Source organism: Nocardia sp. NPDC058480, assembly GCF_042720495.1.
Classification (GTDB): Bacteria; Actinomycetota; Actinomycetes; order Mycobacteriales; family Mycobacteriaceae; genus Nocardia.
Genome location: NZ_JBHXMN010000001.1, coordinates 906368 through 922705 on the forward strand (window position 1 = coordinate 906368; position 16338 = coordinate 922705).

A 16338-nucleotide genomic window follows, 5' to 3' on the forward strand; every position below is an offset into this window, starting at 1 on the left:
CGATGATCACTACCGCTGCCCCGGTCACCACCCGCAACCCGATGCGCATCGCCCTGGTCCTGGTGGCAGGCATGATCATGGCGACGCTCGATCAGACCATCGTGAACGTGGCGATCAACAAGCTGGCGATGGAGTTCCACGCGGGCTTGAGCACCATCCAATGGGTCGCCACCGGCTACTCGCTCGCCCTAGGCGCGGTGGTCCCGACCTCGGCGTGGCTGGTCGGCCGGTTCGGCGCCAAGCGGCTGTATCTGATCGCGATCAGCGCGTTCGTGGCAGGTTCGGTGCTGGCCGGATTGTCATGGAACATCGAGTCGCTCATCGCTTTTCGATTGATTCAGGGCGCGAGCGGCGGGCTGTTGATGCCGGTCGCCATGACGATCCTGCTGCGCGCGGCCGGACCCGACCGGCTGGGGCAGTTGATGAGCACCCTCGGGTTGGCCATCCTGGTCGGCCCGCTGCTCGGCCCGGTGGTCGGTGGCTACCTGATCGACGAGGTGTCGTGGCGGTGGATGTTCTTCATCAATCTGCCGCTCGGCGCGCTGGTGCTGATGCTGGCGGCCCGGGTGGTGCCCGATGACGCGCCGGAACCGCCACGTGCGCTGGATGTGCGTGGGCTGCTGCTGATGTCGCCCGGCTTGGCGCTGGTGATCTACGGCGTCACCGCCGCGGGTGAGAGCGCCGGGTTCGCCACACCCGCGGTGCTGGTGCCGCTGCTGGTTGGAGCCGGTCTGATCGCCGCGTTCGTGCGTCGTTCGCTGACCACCTCGGTGCCGCTGCTGGATCTGCGCGTGCTCGGCAACCGGACGACCGGCACCTCCGCGGTGCTGCTCGCGGTCTTCGCGGGCGGATATTTCGGGTCGATGTTGTTGCTGCCGTTGTATTTCCAGGTCGTGCGCGGTGAGTCAGCGCTGGTGGCAGGCGCTTTGGGGATTCCGTTCGCCCTGGCCTCGGGTGCGACGATGCAGGTGGCGGGCAGATTGATCGACCGGATTCCGCCCGGCCGCTACCTGCCCGCGTCGATCACGGTGGCGCTCACCGGGTTTGTGCTGTTCGCGATCCAACTCGACGCGGACGCGCCGTACTGGGCGCTGTGCCTCACGATGGTGCTGATGGGAGCGGGTGGCGGCGGAACCTTGATGCCGGTGATGACCACGGCGACCCGGCCACTGAGCCGCGAGCAGCAGCCCGTCGGGTCGACGGTGCTGAACATGATCAGCACCACGTCGATGGCGATCGGCACCGCGGTGGCCTCGGTGACACTGGGTGCGCTGCTCCCGGTGACGGGTGGACTCCAGGCGCTGCACGCCATGACGGCGGATCAGCGGGCCGAACTCGCCCCCGCCCTGGCCGACGCGTTCCAGCACACCTACCTGATCGCGCCCGTCATGATCGCGTTGGCACTCGTTCCGGCGCTGCTGCTACCCCGGCGCTAGCGGTAGCCGAGCCGTCGTGCCGTGGAACTATCGCGGCACGACGGCAGCGTCCGGCGTAGATCCGGTGGGCAACGCGGACATGGACTGCCACGTCGCCCAGTCGATGGCCCAGTCGTAGATGTCGCCATCGGCCTGGGAGAGCTCGATCGACGTGCCGGTCACTTCGACCGGGTCGCCGTAGAGCGCCGTCGGGAAGTAGGCCTGGGCGTCGCCCGGTGAGAGGTTGATGCAGCCGTTGGTGACGTTCGAAGAACCCTGGGCCGAGAGGGATTCGGGGTTGGCGTGGATGAATTCGCCGTTGTTGGAGATGCGGACGGCCCAACGTTCGCGAACATTGGTGTAGTACGGCGGATTCGACATCATGAAATCCTCGTACTTCTCGGTGACGACGTGCACGCCCGAGCGGGTGACATTGCGCGGTTCGTTGCCTTCGCCGTAGGAGACCGCGAAGTCGAAGATCGTGGCGCCGTCGCGGACCACCTGCATGCGATGGCTCGGGGCGTTGGCGATGACGATCTGGCTGCGGCCGATGGTGAAATCGGAGGTGATATCGGAGTCGCCGTAGGCGCCGCCGCCGAGGTCGACGCCGTAGAGCTTCGCGCCGACATGCACGGTGGTGCCTGGGGTCCAGTAGTTCTTCGGACGCCAGTGCACCCGCGAGCCACCGTCGTCGGGCAGCCAAGCCCAGGATCCTTCGGTGCTCTGGTCGGTGGTGACAGTGAGCGCCTTCTCCACGGCCGCCTTGTTCGTGACCGGCCCGGCGAACTTCAGGATGATCGGCGCCCCGATCCCGACCTCCTGGCCGTCGCCGATATTGATCGTGGCCGGGATGGTCGACTGCGGGCTGATCGTGGTGAAGGTGCCGTCGATCGGGATCGGTTTCGCGTCGGCACCGATGGCCGTCCCGGCCCAGGTGTACGACGCGCCGTAGCCGAGCGGTTCGGCGACCTTGTAGTTCGTGCGGTCGGGGCTGAGCTGACCGGTGATCTGTTTGCCGTTGGCGTTGGTGAGGGCGATCTGGTCGATCGTGCCCTGCGCGACCGTCACCGAAACGGGCGCGACCGGGTCGACATCGGTAGCGCCGGGCGCGGGCGCGATGGTGACCTGCGCGACCGGCACCGCCGCCTCGCCGTCCTTGCCCGGCCGGTCGATCGTGCACCCGGTCAGCACAACGAGCACGGCCAGCAAGATCACCGCAACCACGGACCGCCCGCCCCGAACGCCCATTTCACGCCCTTGCGCCGACGAACCACGGCGCGCGGCTGCCCGTGCGCGCAACAGACCGGTTACCGAATGTTTGCTCACGCATCGAATGTACGCCGAGCTACCGAACTACACCCCGTGAGCGCGGTCACCAACCATGCCGATACCGGACCCGAGCGACTACCCGATCGCTCATCGACGCGGCCGCGTATACGGCTTGTCAGGCGGATCGCGCCAGGCCGACTCGAGTCCGGCGAAATCGTGCCATCGACCTCGTTCGAATCAGAATTCTGACTGGAACTAGCCGCTTTGCACGATGACGCCAGTGGCTCGCCGAGGCTACCGGCGGTTGAGCCACTCCTCGGTGAAGGTGGCCTCGTTGCCGAGCAGTTCGATCAGGCGCTCGGAGATGGCCGCCTCGATCTTGCCGCCGAAGAGCGGGATCTTCACCTCGATGGTGCCGTTGATGGCGGTGGTGGAGCCGGTGCCGTCGTCGGGAGCCATCGTGACCGTGCCGCGGACCACCGCGGGGGCGCCGTCCACGTGGGCTTCGAAGATGCCGCCGGTGCCGGTGTAGGTCTCGGTGCGCGGAATGACCAGGTCACCGGGGCGCACGGCGGTGATGGCCGGCGGGAGCTGATCGGCGGGGATGGACTGCACCATCTGGACGCGGACCTGGTCGCCGTCGACGGCGAAGGCGTCGAGCCGGGCCCCGGGGCCCCCGACCTCGGCGATTCGGGCCTTCCAGTACTGCTCGTCGGAGTACGCGGCGCGCACCGCATCGACGGAATGCGTGTAGCCGGCAGTGAACGCCAGAGGTGTAGCCATATTCGACACGGTACCGTCTGCGAACGTGCGTACAACACGGGTGGTGTCCTCCGATCAGCTGCGTGACCTGCTTGCCGATACCGGCGCGACGGTCCGGGATTCGGTGCTTTTGTCCGAATTGACGACCCTGCGGGTCGGCGGGCTCGCGCTGCTCGCCGAATGCGCGACCACCGAGGACCTGGTGGCCACGGTGAAGGCCCTGGACGCGGCCGATATCGCGGTCCTGCTGGTGGCGGGCGGGTCGAACCTGCTCATCGACGACGCGGGCTTCGACGGAGTGGCCGTCCGGGTCGGCACGACCGGTGTCGAGCTGGGGCCCGACGGAGTGGTGGCCGAGGCGGGTGCGAACTGGGACGAGGTCGTCGCGGCGACCGTCGCGGCCGGACTGGGCGGGCTGGAATGCCTGTCCGGGATTCCCGGTTCGGCCGGTGCGACGCCGGTGCAGAACGTCGGCGCCTACGGGGTCGAGGTCGCGTCGCTGTTGCGCCGGGTGCGTCTGCTCGATCGCAAGGCCGGGGACGTGCGCTGGGCCGAGCCCGCCGAACTCGGCTTCGGTTACCGGACCAGTGTGCTCAAGCACAGCGATGACGCCGTGGTCCTCGCCGTCGAATTCGCGCTGGATCCGAGCGGGATGAGCGCGCCGTTGCGCTACGGCGAACTCGCGAAGGCGCTCGGCGCGGGCGACGGCGAGACCAGGCCCGTGGAGCAGGTGCGCGCGCAAGTACTCCGTCTGCGCGCGGGCAAGGGCATGGTCCTCGACCCGGCCGATCACGACACTTGGAGCGCCGGTTCGTTCTTCACCAACCCGGTCGTCACCGAGGAGCAGCTGCCCCGGGTACTGGCCGCGATCGCCGCGCACGTCGGCGACGACATCAAGGTGCCCACCTATCCCGCACCCGATGGCACCAAACTCTCGGCGGGCTGGCTCATCGAACGAGCCGGTTTCGCGAAGGGCTTCCCCGGCGAAGCCGCCGCCGCGCGCCTGTCGACCAAGCACACCCTGGCCCTGACCAATCGCGGCACCGCGACCGCATCCGACATCGTCGCCCTGGCCCGCACGGTCCGCGCGGGCGTGCAGGAGCGCTTCGGCGTGACCTTGGAACCCGAACCGGTCACGGTCGGTCTCACCCTGTAGAACGCGCTTACTGCGAGCGCGGGCCTGGACGACCGCTCGCCATGGCGCGGTAACCGTCAGCCATTGACGGTCGGCACAGGCTGGTCGCCGACAGCCGCACGTCGAAGTCGGGCGCATCGCGTTGGGATCCCGAACAACATCTCCACCTCTTACGCCTGCCCGCACCTCAACCACGTAACGTGTCCTGCCATGGCACGCAGACTGGACTACTCCGCTCGCTACCCCCTGCACACCACCGAAGAGCTGTACGCAGCCCTCCAGAGCAGGGACTACTGGGAAGCCCGCGTCGCCGAAATGCGCAAGTACGCCCCCAGCAACGAAGTGGTCAGCCTCGACGTCACCGACGACGGCATCGACGTGGTCCTGCACCACACCCTGCCCCGCGAGATGCTCCCCGATATCGCCCAGACCGTCATGCGCAAAGACATGGTGATCACCCGCAAGGAGAGCTGGGGCCCCTTCGCCCACGACGAGACCGAGGGCAAGTTCTCCGCCTCGATCCCCGCAGGCCCCGGCAGCCTCACCGGCACCATCCGCCTGTTCCCCACCGAAACCGGCGCCACCATGCGCTTCTCCCCCACCGCCAAGGTCTTCATCCCCATGGTCGGCCCGCGCCTGGAGCAGTTGATGCTGGTGAACCTGGTCGATCTGTTCCGCGCCGAGCAGGAAGAAACCCTGCGCTACCTGGACAACCAGACCGCCGACAAGTCGGTCTGACAACCCCGGTGAGCCGCAAAGCCCTCCCTCCGGTCGGCACCATCACCCGCGGCACCACCGGCGTCAACCGTCTACGCCGCAGCGATCGCTGGCTCGTCAACGACGAACTCGTCAGCAAGACCCTGCGGGAATCCCCCACCCCCTTGGTTGTCGACCTCGGCTACGGCGCCGCCCCGTGGACCACCTTCGAGCTGGCCGCCCGCTTGCGGACAGTCCGTCCCGACCTCGATGTGGTCGGCCTCGAGATCGACCCGGCCCGCGTCGTCGAACCCCGCGACGGCGTCCGCTTCGCCCGTGGCGGCTTCGAACTGGCGGGCCTGCGACCGACCCTCGTCCGCGCGTTCAACGTCTTGCGCCAATACCCCGAGGGCGCGGTCCCCGACGCGTGGGCGCGAATCCAGTCCAATCTGGCCCCCGACGGCCTCCTCGTCGACGGCACCTGCGACGAGCTCGGCCGCCGCTGCGCCTGGGTGCTCCTCGACCGCCACCGCCCCCTCTCCCTGACCCTGGCCTGGGATCCCTTCACCGTAGACCGCCCCTCCGACATCGCCGAGCGCCTGCCGAAAGCGTTGATCCACCGCAACATTCCCGGTGAACGTATCCACGCTCTCCTCATCGCGGCAGACCAAGCCTGGGAGCGTTGCGCGGCCATGGCACCGTACGGCCCGCGCATCCGCTGGCGAGCAGCCGCGCAGATGTTGCGCGCCAACGGCTTCCCGCTACAGACCTATCGCCGACGAATGCGCGACTGCGTGCTGTCGGTCCCCTGGGACGTAGTCGCCCCGTCAGACCCGGCTTAACGCCCGCCGCACCCGCGCCGACGCTCGCGGCGCCAATTGCTGCCCACCCCACCAGATCTCGTCGGTATCGCACCGGTGGATCGCCACCGCGTCAGCCACCACCTCGTCCAATGCCGACTGCGAGATCTCGGTCTCGGCCAGGTCGAGGACCGTCCGCACCGGCGTCGTCACCAGAAACGGCCCAGCCGACTCCACATCCGCCGCGCGGAGCTTGCGCCTGGTCAGCACCAGTCGCGGCGTCACGGGCGGGCGACCCGCCGACACCGAAAGATGCAGAAACCGCGGCTGCAATCGGCCGAGCCCGTGCAGTTCCGCCGCACTCTGATACGACGCCGCCGCGGCACCGTCGAACCACGCCGCCCACATCGCGTACTCGTCCAGCGGCCCCACCCGCCACTGCCCCAGCCGCATCATCCCGACCCCGGCCCTGGTCACCGACCCGTCTCCCAGGGCCGCCCTGACCTGCGATTCGCAGCCGGTGCGCAGCACCTGACGCGTGGTGAAGAAGCCCGCATGCCGCCCGGCGAGGCGCCGCAGCACCCGCCACCGATGATCCGCTGTCCCCGCCACCCGGCGCACGCCCTCGCCAGTCATGCATCCCAGGCTACGCCCGGTCGCGTGTGCCAGGTCACATTTTGCTGTGAAGGCTTTCACCACGTCCTCAGAGCAGACACAGAAAGATCGGGAAGAATCCGATGCCATGACCACGCAAAAGCCCCCACGCCCCAGAATCGGTCGGCGCCCGCTGGTGATCGCGTTGGCCGTGGTCGCCGTCCTTCTCGTCGCGGCCATCGGCGGCACCGAAGCCTATGCCCGGCACAAGGTCTCACGCTGCATCAGCAGCGCGTTCGAGCAGCAGATGGGCTCGGGCATCGACGTGGGCTTCGGTCTGCGACCGATCCTGCTGTCCTATGTGGACGGCAAGGTCGGCTCGGTCACCGTCGACAGCGAGGACAACAAGTTCGGCCCCGCTGTCGGGATGGTGGTGCACGCGAAATTCAACGACATCGAACTCGTCGACCGCGGTCGCGGCGGCGGCACCATCGACAGCTCGACCGCCGACGTGACCTGGAACAACGACGGCATCCGCGAGACGCTCGGCACCATGGTGAGCGGCGTGAGCTCCTCGGCGAGCACCGGCGTGCTGACTCTCGATGTGCTCGGCGGCCTCGCCCAGCTGGAGGTGCAGCCGCTGGTCCGCGACGGCAACGTCACGGTGGACACCAAGTCGGCGCAGTTTCTCGGCATCGGCCTGCCCACCGACCTCGTGCAGGGCATCGTCGAAACCTTCACCCAGAGCCTGCAGAGCTACCCGCTCGGCCTGCGCGCCCAGGAGGTGAAGGTCACCGATGACGGTGTGACAGTGCACCTTTCCGGCGGCAAGACCTCGCTGGACGCCGCCCCCTCCGGCCAGCAGACCGAGTTCACCTGCTGATCGTCTACTCAGGAAAGCCGTCGAGCACCGCGGCGGATTTCGACAACCCGAGCCGGGTAGCACCGGCCTCGATCATCGCGGCGGCGTCCTCGGCGGTGCGGATCCCCCCACTGGCCTTCACCCCGAGTCGCCCGCCGACGGTCTCGGCCATCAACCGCACCGCGTGCACGCTCGCACCGCCCGCCGGATGAAAGCCGGTGGAGGTCTTCACGAAATCGGCACCGGCCTGCTCGGCCGCCCGGCACGCGCCGACGATCGCCTCGTCGGTGAGTGCGGCCGATTCGATGATCACCTTGAGCACGGCCCGATCCAGGGTCGCCTCGCGTGCGGTGATGATGTCGGCGAGCACGGCATTGAAATCACCGGCCAGCGCCGCTCCCACGTCGATCACCATGTCGACCTCGGCGGCGCCCTGCTCCACGGCCAGCCGCGCCTCGGCACCCTTCACCAGCGAGTGGTGCTTGCCGGACGGGAAGCCCGCGACAGTGGCCACCACCAGCCCCGGCGCGCGCACCGGCAGCATCGACGGGGAGATGCAGATCGCGTAGACCCCGAGCTTGCGGGCATCCGCGATCAGCGCGTCGACCTCGGCCGGGGTGGCTTCCGGGGCGAGCAGGGTGTGGTCGATCATGTCGGCCACGGCGGCCCGGGTCAGCGGCGCGGAAGTCATTTCCCGAGCATGGCACATCCGCGGCCGCCTCCGGCAGAGAGGGCGTCGACGTATCCGCCGCACATCATTGCGCTCTTCTACCCAAATCCTGGAGACTTAAGCCTGTGCTGATCCGTCGCGAGACCCCAGCGGACGCCGCGGCGATCGCCGCGATCCACCGCGCCGCTTTCGCCCCGCACTACGCGGACGATCCGGCCGTCACCGAACCACCCGAACCCGCCCTCGTCGAGACGCTACGCACCGACGAGTCGTGGATGCCGACCCTGTCGCTGGTCGCGCTCGAATACGACACGGTCGTGGGGCATATCTGTCTCACCAGAGCAGGTATCGGCCCGTTCCCCGTGCTCGCGCTCGGCCCGCTCGGCGTAGACCCGGAGCATCAGAAGTCCGGCGTCGGCTCGGCGCTGGTCCATGCCGCTCTCGGTGCCGCCGACGCCCTCGACGAATCGGTCGTCGGCCTGGTCGGCGACCCCGACTACTACGCCCGCTTCGGTTTCGTCCCCGGCCCGCGCCTGGGCATCGTGCCCGACGAAGCCGAATGGGCGGCGTACTTCCAGGTCCGCCCGCTCACGGCCTACGACTCCGCCGTCACCGGCGAATTCCGTTATCCCGCACCGTTTTACGACCTGTAGATCACTCGAAGACGACCGTGCGCCGACCGTGCACGAGCACCCGGCCTTCGAGGTGCCAGCGCAGCCCGCGCGCGAGCACGACCCGCTCGATGTCACGTCCTTGGCGCACCATGTCGCGCACATCATCGGCGTGATCGACCCGGATCACGTCCTGCTCGATGATGGGCCCCGCGTCCAGCTCGGCGGTGACGTAGTGACAGGTCGCCCCGATCAGCTTCACCCCGCGCGCGTAGGCCTGGTGATAGGGCCGCGCGCCGACGAACGAGGGCAGGAAGCTGTGGTGGATATTGATCGCGCGCCCAGCCCAGTGCTCGCACAGGTCCGCCGGGAGCACCTGCATGAAGCGGGCCAGCACCACCGCGTGTGGATCGTGGGAGTCGACGAGTTCGCGCACCTGCTCGAAGGCCGGACCGCGCTCGGCCGGATCCTTCGGGAACGGCACGTAGTGGAACTTCACCCCGTGCGCCTCGGTCATGCCCGCGAGGTCGGGATGGTTGCCGATCACGGCCTCGATGGTCGCGGGCAGCTCACCGGCCTGCGCGCGGCCGAGCAGGTCGTGCAAGCAGTGCCCGTCCTTACTGACCAGCAGCACCGCCCGCCGCGGCGCACCGGAATCGTGTAGCTGCCAGTCGGTCTCGGGACCGAACTCGGCGGCCACCTCGGCGAAGCGCTCCCGCAGCTCGTCGATCGAGAACGGCACCGTCGAGGCCTTCACGGCCTGCCGGGTGAAGAACCAGCCGATGTCACCGTCGGAGTGGTACCCGGCCTCCACGATCGAGCCGCCGAATTCGGCGATGAACGAGGAGATCCGGGCGATGATGCCCGGCCGGTCCGGGCACCCGAGGCTCAGCACGAACCGGCGGTCGTCCGAGGTCACAGCGGTAGAACTCATCCGCCGATTCTCGCAGGCGGTCAGGCCGAGGCGCGCACGGGCTCACGGACGGCGGCGAGTACCTCGGCCACTTCGGCATTGAACAGGTCATAGCGTTCGACATTGCCGAGGTGCCCGGTCGGCAGCACCTTGAACCCGGCGAGCGTGCCCGCTTCCCGCAGCAGCGCGGCCAGGCGCTCGGCGTGCAGCGCCGGGGTCATGTCGTCGCGGTCGCCCGCGAGCACGGTGGTCGGCACCGAGAAGTTCTTCGCGTCATCGCCGAGGTGCAGCGCCGCGAGCAAGTTCCCGTAGCGCGCACGCGTCATCATCGGGCAGCCACGGACCACCGACAGCCCGTAGTCCAGCTTCTCGCGCGAGGTGTCGAGGGTCATCACCTGACGGGCGAAGATCCAGCGCACCGGCTTGATCGGCGGGAAGACCACCGGGGTGCCCAGGATCATCTTGCCGAGCCAGTCCGGCGTCGGCATCGCGCGCCCACGCAGCAGCCGCAGCGGCTTGTTCAGGCCGGGGACCATGGTCGACACCTCGACCAGCGAGTGCGCGCCGGTATTGGTGAGGATCACCGCGGCGGCCTGTTCGGCGACGCGCTCGGGGTAGCGGCCCGCCCAGGCGATGAGCGTCATCCCGCCCATGCTGTGTCCGGCCAGTACCGCGCGCTGACCCGGCAGCAGGACGGCGTCGAGCACGTCGCACAGGTCGTCGGCGAGCAGATTCGTGCTCGGGCGGGCGTAGCCGTTGGTGCTCTCGCCGTGGCCGCGCTGGTCGTAGGCGACCACGCGGTACTCGCCGGCGAAGGCGTTGATCTGGGCGTTCCAGTATTCGAGCGAGCAGGTCCAGCCGTGGGCGAACACGATGACGGGCGCGTCGACCGGGCCGTAGGCGTGCACTCGCAGGCGTGCTCCGTCGGCGGTGATCACCGGGATCACGTCATGCGGCATCCGCGGCGGATCGAAGGCCGCGATTCCGTGCGACCGGGTCCGCAGGTCGGCCCGGTGGGCCGCGAGGGTGGTCTTGACCACGGTGGACGCCTGATCGACCAGGTTCACCAGAGCCGTCGGCAACTTTGCGCGCATCAGCACACTCCTTTGTGTTACTGATAGATACAGTAACACCGTGTACCACTCACCCGCGAGCCCTCCGGATGGCCGTTACCAGCGCGGGCCGCGCTGCACCTCGTCGACCTTCGGGCGCACGTCGGCCAGGTACACACCGGTCGCGATGATCGCGATGAACGACAGCATCCCCAGCCCACCGATGCCGATCAGCAAGAACACCAGCGCACCGCCGAGAATCGCCAGCCAGATCGGCTTGGTCATCTTGTCGACGGCGGTGAACGCATCCGAACGCTGGCGCACAGCGTGAATGAGCGCGAACACCGTCGCGCCGAAGGCGCCGATCCACAGGACCAGCAGAATCAGCGAGGTCATCCCATTCACCATGTTCACATCCCCATCATACGAACAGCGGCCCCGTACACGCTCGGTGTACGGGGCCGCTGTCAGCGGTGATGCCCGAAGGGGCTTAGACCTTCTTGGGCGCGACCTTCTTGGCCGGAGCGGCCTTCTTGGCGGCCGGAGCCTTCTTCGCGACGGGAGCCTTGGCCGGAGCCGGCTCCTCGGTGGTGACGGCGACGACCTCGGCCTCGACAACAGCCTCGACCTTGTCGGCCACAGCCTCAGCCTCGGCCTTGCTGCGGTTGCCCAGCAGGTCGTTGACCTTGGTCAGGGCGTCCTCGGCGCGAGCGGAGGCATCCTTGTACAGGGTCTCGACGCGACCGATCTGCTCGTCGACGGCCTGGTTGGCACGCAGCCGGTCGACGGTCTCCTCACCGCGAACGGCGAGATCGGCGTAGATGTCGAGCGCCTGGCGGTAGTACTGCTCGGCCAGCTTGCGCAGCTCTTCGGGGGTGAACTTCTCGCGCAGCTCGGCGAGATCCTCCGGCAGCTCCGAGGGCAGGCCGGAGATGCGGTCACGCAGGGTGTCGAACTGAGCAGCCACGTCGGCGGGCACGTTCGCGATGCGCTCGCGGGCCTCTTCGACGCGGGCCTTGGCATCGGTGGCGACAACGCGGCCACGGACGTCGGCGACAACGTCGTTCACGGCGGCGTAGATGGCGTCACCGGCACCGACGGTGGCGAACAGCGGCTTGGTCACAGTGGCGGTCTTCTCGGTCATCAGTCTTCATTCTCCTGGTGTGGCGGAGTGTCAGTTGTCGTGAACGAAACGTCACTGTCTCGTTCGATCCCCCCTGAGCCGGCTTCTTCCCCGTTTTCCCGGCGAAACGACTCATAGATTTCCAGCAACACCTGTTTCTGCCGCTCGGACACCGAAGTGTCGGCCAGCAGGGCGTCACGGACCGGGCTGTGCGGACGCTGTTCCAGAAAACCTGCCCGCACATACAACACCTCCGAGGAAACCCGCAGTGCCTTGGCGATCTGCGCGAGTACTTCGGCGGAGGGATTACGTAATCCGCGTTCGATTTGGCTCAGGTACGGATTACTTACCCCCGCCAGAGCGGCGAGCTGACGCAGGGACACCTGCGCACCTTCGCGCTGTGCCCTGATGAAACCTCCGATATCTTGAGCCGCGTGCGCTACACGACTCTCGGGTTGGTCTGTCATCGCTCACCTTCTGGCGTTGTAAGGCCAATACTAGAACAGGGTGCTAACTATTGCAAGCACTACAGTTAGCACTCGGTCGGCTAACCATCACTCAGTGGAACAGCAGCTGCGAGATCGTGTAGATGGCCAGGCCGGCGAGCGAGCCGACGACCGTGCCGTTGATCCTGATGAACTGCAAATCCCGGCCGACCTGCAACTCGATCTTCCGGCTCGCCTCGTCAGCATCCCAGCGCGCGACCGTGTCGGTCACCAGTGTCGTGATCTCCGCGGAGTAGTTACCGACCAGATAGCGAGCACCGCGGTCGATCCACCCGTCCACTTTGCCACGCATCGCCGGATCGTCACGCAGACGCTCGCCGAGCTGCTGCACATTCTCGGCCACCTTCCGGCGCAACGTGGAATCGGGATCGTCGGCCGACTCCAAGATCAACCGCTTCGCCGCGCGCCAGGTGGCCTCGGCCATTCCGGTAATCTGCTCGCGGCCCATGATCTCGGCCTTTACCTTCTCCGCCTTGGCGATCATCGCGTCGTCGTGTTGCAGGTCCTCGGCGAAATCCTGCAGAAAGCGATCGGCGGCCCGGCGCAATTCATGATCGGGATCGGAGCGCACCTTCCAGGTGAACTCTACGAGTTCCCGATAGATTCGCTCGGAAAGCAAGGTATTGACGAATTTCGGCGCCCATTGCGGCGCATCGCGCACCACGATCCGGTCGATCGTGTCCTGGGAGCCCAGCGCCCACTGATGCGCGCGCTCGGCCAGCAGATCGATCAGCGGCCGCTGCCGGTTGTCGGCGATCATCTCCGAGAGCACCCGGCCCAGCGGCGGCCCCCACAGCGGTTCGGCGATCCGCTTGACGATGGTGTTGTCGATGATCTGCTCGACGTCCTCGTCGCGCAGGGTGTTGACCACCGCGGTCAGGATCGTCGCACTCTCCTGCGCCACCCGGGCCGCGTGCGCCGGATCGGCCATCCACCGACCCACGCGCAGCGAGATCTGCGCCGAGTCCAGGCGCGCCGAGACCACGTCGGGAGCGAGGAAGTTGGTGCCGACGAAGGCGCCGAGGCTCTCGCCGAGCTGGTCCTTCTTCTTACGGATGATCGCGGTGTGCGGGATCGGCAGACCCAACGGGTGCTTGAACAGCGCGGTGACCGCGAACCAATCGGCCAGTGCGCCGACCATGCCCGCCTCCGAGGCCGCGCGAACATAGCCAACCCACTCGCCACCGCCGCCACGCGATTCGAGCCAGCGGCACAGCAGGTAGATCACGCTGGCCGCCACCAGGAAACTGGTCGCCAGGGCCTTCATCTTGAACAGGTCGCGTTTTTTGCCCGCCTCGTCGGTCATCACCGCGAAGCCGGCGGGCTGTGCGGCGGGCTCGGTGCGCGGCGTGAGAACCGCCGTGTTGCCGGGAGATTTCTCCATAGCCACCATTCTGCTGTGCGCGCGGCGAGTGCGCCGCCGTCAACCCCGCGTGGCGTCTCCCACGACACGGCGAACCGCACGGTTTGTCGTACGCGCGCGTAAGCACCGGAGTGTGGTAAATGCCGCAACGTGGGCCAAAGGAGCGCCGCCCCACACCGGCGCGCCTAAGCTGTTGGCTAGAGACGCCAACATCGACCACAAGGGGGCTGTCCTGTCCACCGAAGACCTTGTCGAGATCGGCGAGCAGTCGAGCCGAGCCAGTGTGCGCGGTGGCGGCCAAGCCGACGGCCGCAAACGTCGGTGGCGCCAGCACAAGATCGACCGCCGCGAGGAACTGGTCGACGGCACCCTCAACGCCATCCGCGCACGGGGCAGCCAGGCTGGCATGGACGAGATCGCCACCGAGATCGGCGTGTCCAAGACCGTGCTGTACCGCTACTTCGCGGACAAGAGCGACCTGGTCCACGCCACTATGCAGCGCTTCATCGAAACCACCCTGCTGCCCCGGGTGTACGGCGCGATCAGCCTCGACGCCGACGAATACCAACTCGTGCGCGCCGCGATGACCGAATACGTGGGCACCGTCGACGACGACCCCGAGGTCTACCAGTTCATCATGGGAAATTCCGCGGGCGACAAGTCCTCCCTCGCGGAATTCGAGCGCTTGTTCGCCGAGGTGGTCACCACGGTGCTGGTCGACCGGGCGGGCAGCAAGGGCATGCGCACCGACGGCGCGCTGCTGTGGTCGTACATGCTGGTCGGCGGCATCCAGCTGGCCACGCACTGGTGGACAACCACCGACAAGGCCATGCCACGCCAGGACGTCATCGACTACCTCACGATGATGGCCTGGAGCGCGATCGAGGGCATCGCCAGGGCGGGCGGCTCCACCCAGATCTTCACCACACAGCCACATCCCCTTCCCGATATCCCGACACAGGATCTCTGACCAGCTTTTTCTCGCGTTCGAGGGAGCCGGGCTCGACAATGCCGCGCGGTTGGCTACGCTGAACCGAGTGGGGCGCTGTGGCTTGCGTCACCAGGGGTGGTCGTGTGACGCTGCGCGTCTGCGCCGCTGCGCACGTCGGCACCAACGGAGGTACCTCGATGGCGAAAAACGTGCCGACTTCCCGGCTTGCCCGTGGAACAAAACTGGGGGCGGTCGCGGCGGGTTCGGTCATCCGCTCGAAGAAGACCAGGCTATCGATGCGCGGCCGCTCGGAGGCGGTGCGCGCGCGGATGGCCGAGGAGTCGATGATCCGCACCACCGAACAGGTGGTCATGGTGCTGGGCACCATGAAGGGCGTCGCTATGAAACTGGGCCAGATGATGTCGGTGCTGGATCTGGATCTGGTGCCCGAGAACCATCGTGAGCGGTTCCAGCAGCGCCTCGCCGTGCTGCGCAACGCGGCACCGACGGTGTCGTTCGAGTCCATGCGCGCGGTGATCGAGCAGGATTTCGGCGCCCCGCTGGCGGAGATCTTCGCCGAGTTCGATCCTGAGCCGATCGCCGCCGCCTCGATCGGCCAGGTGTACCGCGCCACCCTGCACGACGGCCGTGCCGTCGCGGTGAAGGTCCAGTACCCCGGTGTCGACGCCGCGGTGCGCGCGGATCTGAAGAACCTCACCATGTTTCGCCGGGTGCTGGCCTCGGCGATGCCGTGGATCACCCCCGCGGTGCTCGACGAGCTGAAACTGAACATGGAGAGCGAGCTCGACTACCAGGCCGAAGCCGCCACGCAGTCCGAGATCGCGCACCTGTATCGCGAGCACCCGTTCATCGTGGTGCCGGCCTCGGTGCCCGAGCTGTCGACCACCCGTGTGTTGGTCAGCGAGTTCATCGACGGCGACGGCTTCGACGAGATCCGGAAAATGCCCGCTGCGCTTCGCGATCGGGTCGGCGAGATCATCTACCGGTTCTATGTCGGCTCGCTGTTCAGCTTCAACGAGTTCTGTGGCGACCCGCATCCGGGCAATGTGCTGCTCGCTCGTGACGGCCGGGTCGCCTTCCTCGACTTCGGGCTGTTCAACCGGATGGACCCCAAGCTGGTCGGCTTCGAAATCGAGTGCCTGCGCGCGGCCGCCGAGGATCGCGCCGAAGACCTGCGGCAGTTGATGATCGATCGCGGCGTGATCGATTCGCCGGAGGAGATCGGCGCCGAGGAATGCCTCGAATACGTGCTCGCCGCCTCGGAATGGTGTCTGGTCGACGAGGAACTCACCATCACCCCCGAACTGGCCAGCGGCGCTTTCCTGCTCGCCGTCGACCCGAGGGCCAGCGAGTTCACCGGCATGAAGCAGCAGAACCTGCCGCCCGAACACCTGTTCTCCCGCCGCGCCGACTTCCTCACCTTCGGCATGCTCGGCCAGCTCGACAGCACCAACAACTGGCATTCGATCGCCAGGGAATGGCTCTACGGCGACCAGCCGGTCACCGAACTCGGTCTGGCCCACCGCGATTGGCTCAGCACCCACCCACCCAAACCGGTGAAGAAGACCCGCGCCCGCAAGGCGAGCGCAGCAGCCACCAAGCCCTGATCATCTCT

Annotated in this window: 18 protein-coding genes; 8 read left to right on the top strand and 10 right to left on the bottom strand. The window is 67.5% G+C overall.

Going from position 1 to position 16338, the window contains the following annotated elements; genetic code table 11:
• Window positions 1-2 precede the first annotated feature (2 nt).
• A complete protein-coding gene (locus tag ACFWO8_RS04160) occupies window positions 3-1436 on the top strand; it encodes a DHA2 family efflux MFS transporter permease subunit (RefSeq protein WP_378941447.1) in 1434 nt (477 codons plus the stop codon).
• A 27-nt stretch (window positions 1437-1463) separates the two neighbouring features.
• Here the strand turns inward: ACFWO8_RS04160 and ACFWO8_RS04165 are convergent, their stop codons facing one another.
• Both ACFWO8_RS04165 and ACFWO8_RS04170 read right to left on the bottom strand, forming a co-directional pair.
• Entirely contained in the window at window positions 1464-2663 is a 1200-nt protein-coding gene (locus ACFWO8_RS04165) for an Ig-like domain-containing protein (RefSeq protein WP_378943179.1), read from the bottom strand.
• 315 nt (window positions 2664-2978) lie between these two features.
• Complete coding sequence (locus ACFWO8_RS04170) at window positions 2979-3467, bottom strand: DUF2505 domain-containing protein (RefSeq protein ID WP_378941451.1); 489 nt, start codon at window positions 3465-3467, stop codon at window positions 2979-2981.
• A gap of 40 nt (window positions 3468-3507) precedes the next feature.
• Between ACFWO8_RS04170 and ACFWO8_RS04175 the strand changes: the two genes are divergently transcribed.
• The 3 genes from ACFWO8_RS04175 to ACFWO8_RS04185 all read left to right on the top strand — a co-directional run bounded on the left by ACFWO8_RS04175 (window position 3508) and on the right by ACFWO8_RS04185 (window position 6119).
• Window positions 3508-4602, top strand: a complete 1095-nt coding sequence (locus ACFWO8_RS04175) for a UDP-N-acetylmuramate dehydrogenase (protein WP_378943184.1) — start codon at window positions 3508-3510, stop codon at window positions 4600-4602.
• A 189-nt stretch (window positions 4603-4791) separates the two neighbouring features.
• The gene (locus ACFWO8_RS04180; RefSeq protein WP_378941456.1) at window positions 4792-5319 is read left to right on the top strand and encodes a DUF2505 domain-containing protein; all 528 of its coding nucleotides are present in this window, start codon (window positions 4792-4794) and stop codon (window positions 5317-5319) included.
• 8 nt (window positions 5320-5327) lie between these two features.
• Window positions 5328-6119: a class I SAM-dependent methyltransferase gene (locus ACFWO8_RS04185; protein WP_378941461.1), complete on the top strand. Its 792-nt coding sequence runs from the start codon at window positions 5328-5330 to the stop codon at window positions 6117-6119.
• On the opposite strand, the gene ACFWO8_RS04190 is transcribed toward ACFWO8_RS04185, so the two are convergent.
• The gene (locus tag ACFWO8_RS04190) at window positions 6105-6713 is read right to left on the bottom strand and encodes a hypothetical protein (protein ID WP_378941465.1); all 609 of its coding nucleotides are present in this window, start codon (window positions 6711-6713) and stop codon (window positions 6105-6107) included. The two genes, ACFWO8_RS04185 and ACFWO8_RS04190, sit on opposite strands and share 15 nt — an antisense overlap.
• A gap of 106 nt (window positions 6714-6819) precedes the next feature.
• On the opposite strand from ACFWO8_RS04190, the gene ACFWO8_RS04195 reads away from it, so the two are divergent.
• A complete protein-coding gene (locus ACFWO8_RS04195; protein ID WP_378941469.1) occupies window positions 6820-7554 on the top strand; it encodes a DUF2993 domain-containing protein in 735 nt (244 codons plus the stop codon).
• Between the two features lie 4 nt (window positions 7555-7558).
• On the opposite strand, the gene deoC is transcribed toward ACFWO8_RS04195, so the two are convergent.
• Window positions 7559-8224, bottom strand: a complete 666-nt coding sequence (gene deoC / locus ACFWO8_RS04200) for a deoxyribose-phosphate aldolase (protein ID WP_378941474.1) — start codon at window positions 8222-8224, stop codon at window positions 7559-7561.
• 104 nt (window positions 8225-8328) lie between these two features.
• On the opposite strand from deoC, the gene ACFWO8_RS04205 reads away from it, so the two are divergent.
• Window positions 8329-8856 (top strand): GNAT family N-acetyltransferase, encoded by a 528-nt coding sequence (locus tag ACFWO8_RS04205; protein WP_378941483.1) that lies wholly within the window; start codon window positions 8329-8331, stop codon window positions 8854-8856.
• A gap of 1 nt (window position 8857) precedes the next feature.
• Here the strand turns inward: ACFWO8_RS04205 and purU are convergent, their stop codons facing one another.
• The 6 genes from purU to ACFWO8_RS04235 all read right to left on the bottom strand — a co-directional run bounded on the left by purU (window position 8858) and on the right by ACFWO8_RS04235 (window position 13792).
• On the bottom strand, window positions 8858-9748 hold the full coding sequence (purU, locus tag ACFWO8_RS04210; protein WP_378941492.1) for a formyltetrahydrofolate deformylase: 891 nt from the start codon (window positions 9746-9748) through the stop codon (window positions 8858-8860).
• A 20-nt stretch (window positions 9749-9768) separates the two neighbouring features.
• Window positions 9769-10821 carry an alpha/beta fold hydrolase gene (locus ACFWO8_RS04215; protein ID WP_378941499.1) on the bottom strand — a complete coding sequence of 351 codons (1053 nt, stop codon included), beginning with the start codon at window positions 10819-10821 and terminating at the stop codon, window positions 9769-9771.
• Window positions 10822-10896: 75 nt separating this feature from the next.
• Window positions 10897-11187 (bottom strand): DUF2516 family protein, encoded by a 291-nt coding sequence (locus ACFWO8_RS04220; RefSeq protein WP_378943187.1) that lies wholly within the window; start codon window positions 11185-11187, stop codon window positions 10897-10899.
• A gap of 82 nt (window positions 11188-11269) precedes the next feature.
• The gene (locus ACFWO8_RS04225; protein WP_378941506.1) at window positions 11270-11923 is read right to left on the bottom strand and encodes a heparin-binding hemagglutinin; all 654 of its coding nucleotides are present in this window, start codon (window positions 11921-11923) and stop codon (window positions 11270-11272) included.
• Window positions 11923-12369 (bottom strand): helix-turn-helix domain-containing protein, encoded by a 447-nt coding sequence (locus ACFWO8_RS04230; protein ID WP_378916325.1) that lies wholly within the window; start codon window positions 12367-12369, stop codon window positions 11923-11925. Before ACFWO8_RS04230 ends, ACFWO8_RS04225 begins: the two co-directional genes overlap by 1 nt.
• A 91-nt stretch (window positions 12370-12460) precedes the next feature.
• Entirely contained in the window at window positions 12461-13792 is a 1332-nt protein-coding gene (locus ACFWO8_RS04235) for a DUF445 domain-containing protein (protein WP_378941515.1), read from the bottom strand.
• A 262-nt stretch (window positions 13793-14054) separates the two neighbouring features.
• Here ACFWO8_RS04235 and ACFWO8_RS04240 point away from each other — a divergent pair, with 262 nt between their 5' ends.
• Together ACFWO8_RS04240 and ACFWO8_RS04245 are read left to right on the top strand one after the other, a co-directional pair.
• Window positions 14055-14741: a TetR/AcrR family transcriptional regulator gene (locus ACFWO8_RS04240; RefSeq protein ID WP_378943190.1), complete on the top strand. Its 687-nt coding sequence runs from the start codon at window positions 14055-14057 to the stop codon at window positions 14739-14741.
• A gap of 158 nt (window positions 14742-14899) precedes the next feature.
• Window positions 14900-16330 carry an ABC1 kinase family protein gene (locus ACFWO8_RS04245; protein ID WP_378941518.1) on the top strand — a complete coding sequence of 477 codons (1431 nt, stop codon included), beginning with the start codon at window positions 14900-14902 and terminating at the stop codon, window positions 16328-16330.
• The last annotated feature ends 8 nt before the right edge of the window (window positions 16331-16338 follow it).

Coding starts and splice junctions, on each gene's coding strand:
- ACFWO8_RS04235 (WP_378941515.1), bottom strand. CDS start 13,792: ATGGAGAAATCTCCCGGCAACACGGCGGTTCTCACGCCGCGCACCGAG.
- ACFWO8_RS04180 (WP_378941456.1), top strand. CDS start 4,792: ATGGCACGCAGACTGGACTACTCCGCTCGCTACCCCCTGCACACCACC.
- ACFWO8_RS04220 (WP_378943187.1), bottom strand. CDS start 11,187: ATGGTGAATGGGATGACCTCGCTGATTCTGCTGGTCCTGTGGATCGGC.
- ACFWO8_RS04225 (WP_378941506.1), bottom strand. CDS start 11,923: ATGACCGAGAAGACCGCCACTGTGACCAAGCCGCTGTTCGCCACCGTC.
- ACFWO8_RS04245 (WP_378941518.1), top strand. CDS start 14,900: ATGGCGAAAAACGTGCCGACTTCCCGGCTTGCCCGTGGAACAAAACTG.
- ACFWO8_RS04190 (WP_378941465.1), bottom strand. CDS start 6,713: ATGACTGGCGAGGGCGTGCGCCGGGTGGCGGGGACAGCGGATCATCGG.
- ACFWO8_RS04230 (WP_378916325.1), bottom strand. CDS start 12,369: ATGACAGACCAACCCGAGAGTCGTGTAGCGCACGCGGCTCAAGATATC.
- ACFWO8_RS04160 (WP_378941447.1), top strand. CDS start 3: ATGATCACTACCGCTGCCCCGGTCACCACCCGCAACCCGATGCGCATC.
- ACFWO8_RS04215 (WP_378941499.1), bottom strand. CDS start 10,821: ATGCGCGCAAAGTTGCCGACGGCTCTGGTGAACCTGGTCGATCAGGCG.
- ACFWO8_RS04165 (WP_378943179.1), bottom strand. CDS start 2,663: ATGGGCGTTCGGGGCGGGCGGTCCGTGGTTGCGGTGATCTTGCTGGCC.
- deoC (WP_378941474.1), bottom strand. CDS start 8,224: ATGACTTCCGCGCCGCTGACCCGGGCCGCCGTGGCCGACATGATCGAC.
- purU (WP_378941492.1), bottom strand. CDS start 9,748: ATGAGTTCTACCGCTGTGACCTCGGACGACCGCCGGTTCGTGCTGAGC.
- ACFWO8_RS04195 (WP_378941469.1), top strand. CDS start 6,820: ATGACCACGCAAAAGCCCCCACGCCCCAGAATCGGTCGGCGCCCGCTG.
- ACFWO8_RS04170 (WP_378941451.1), bottom strand. CDS start 3,467: ATGGCTACACCTCTGGCGTTCACTGCCGGCTACACGCATTCCGTCGAT.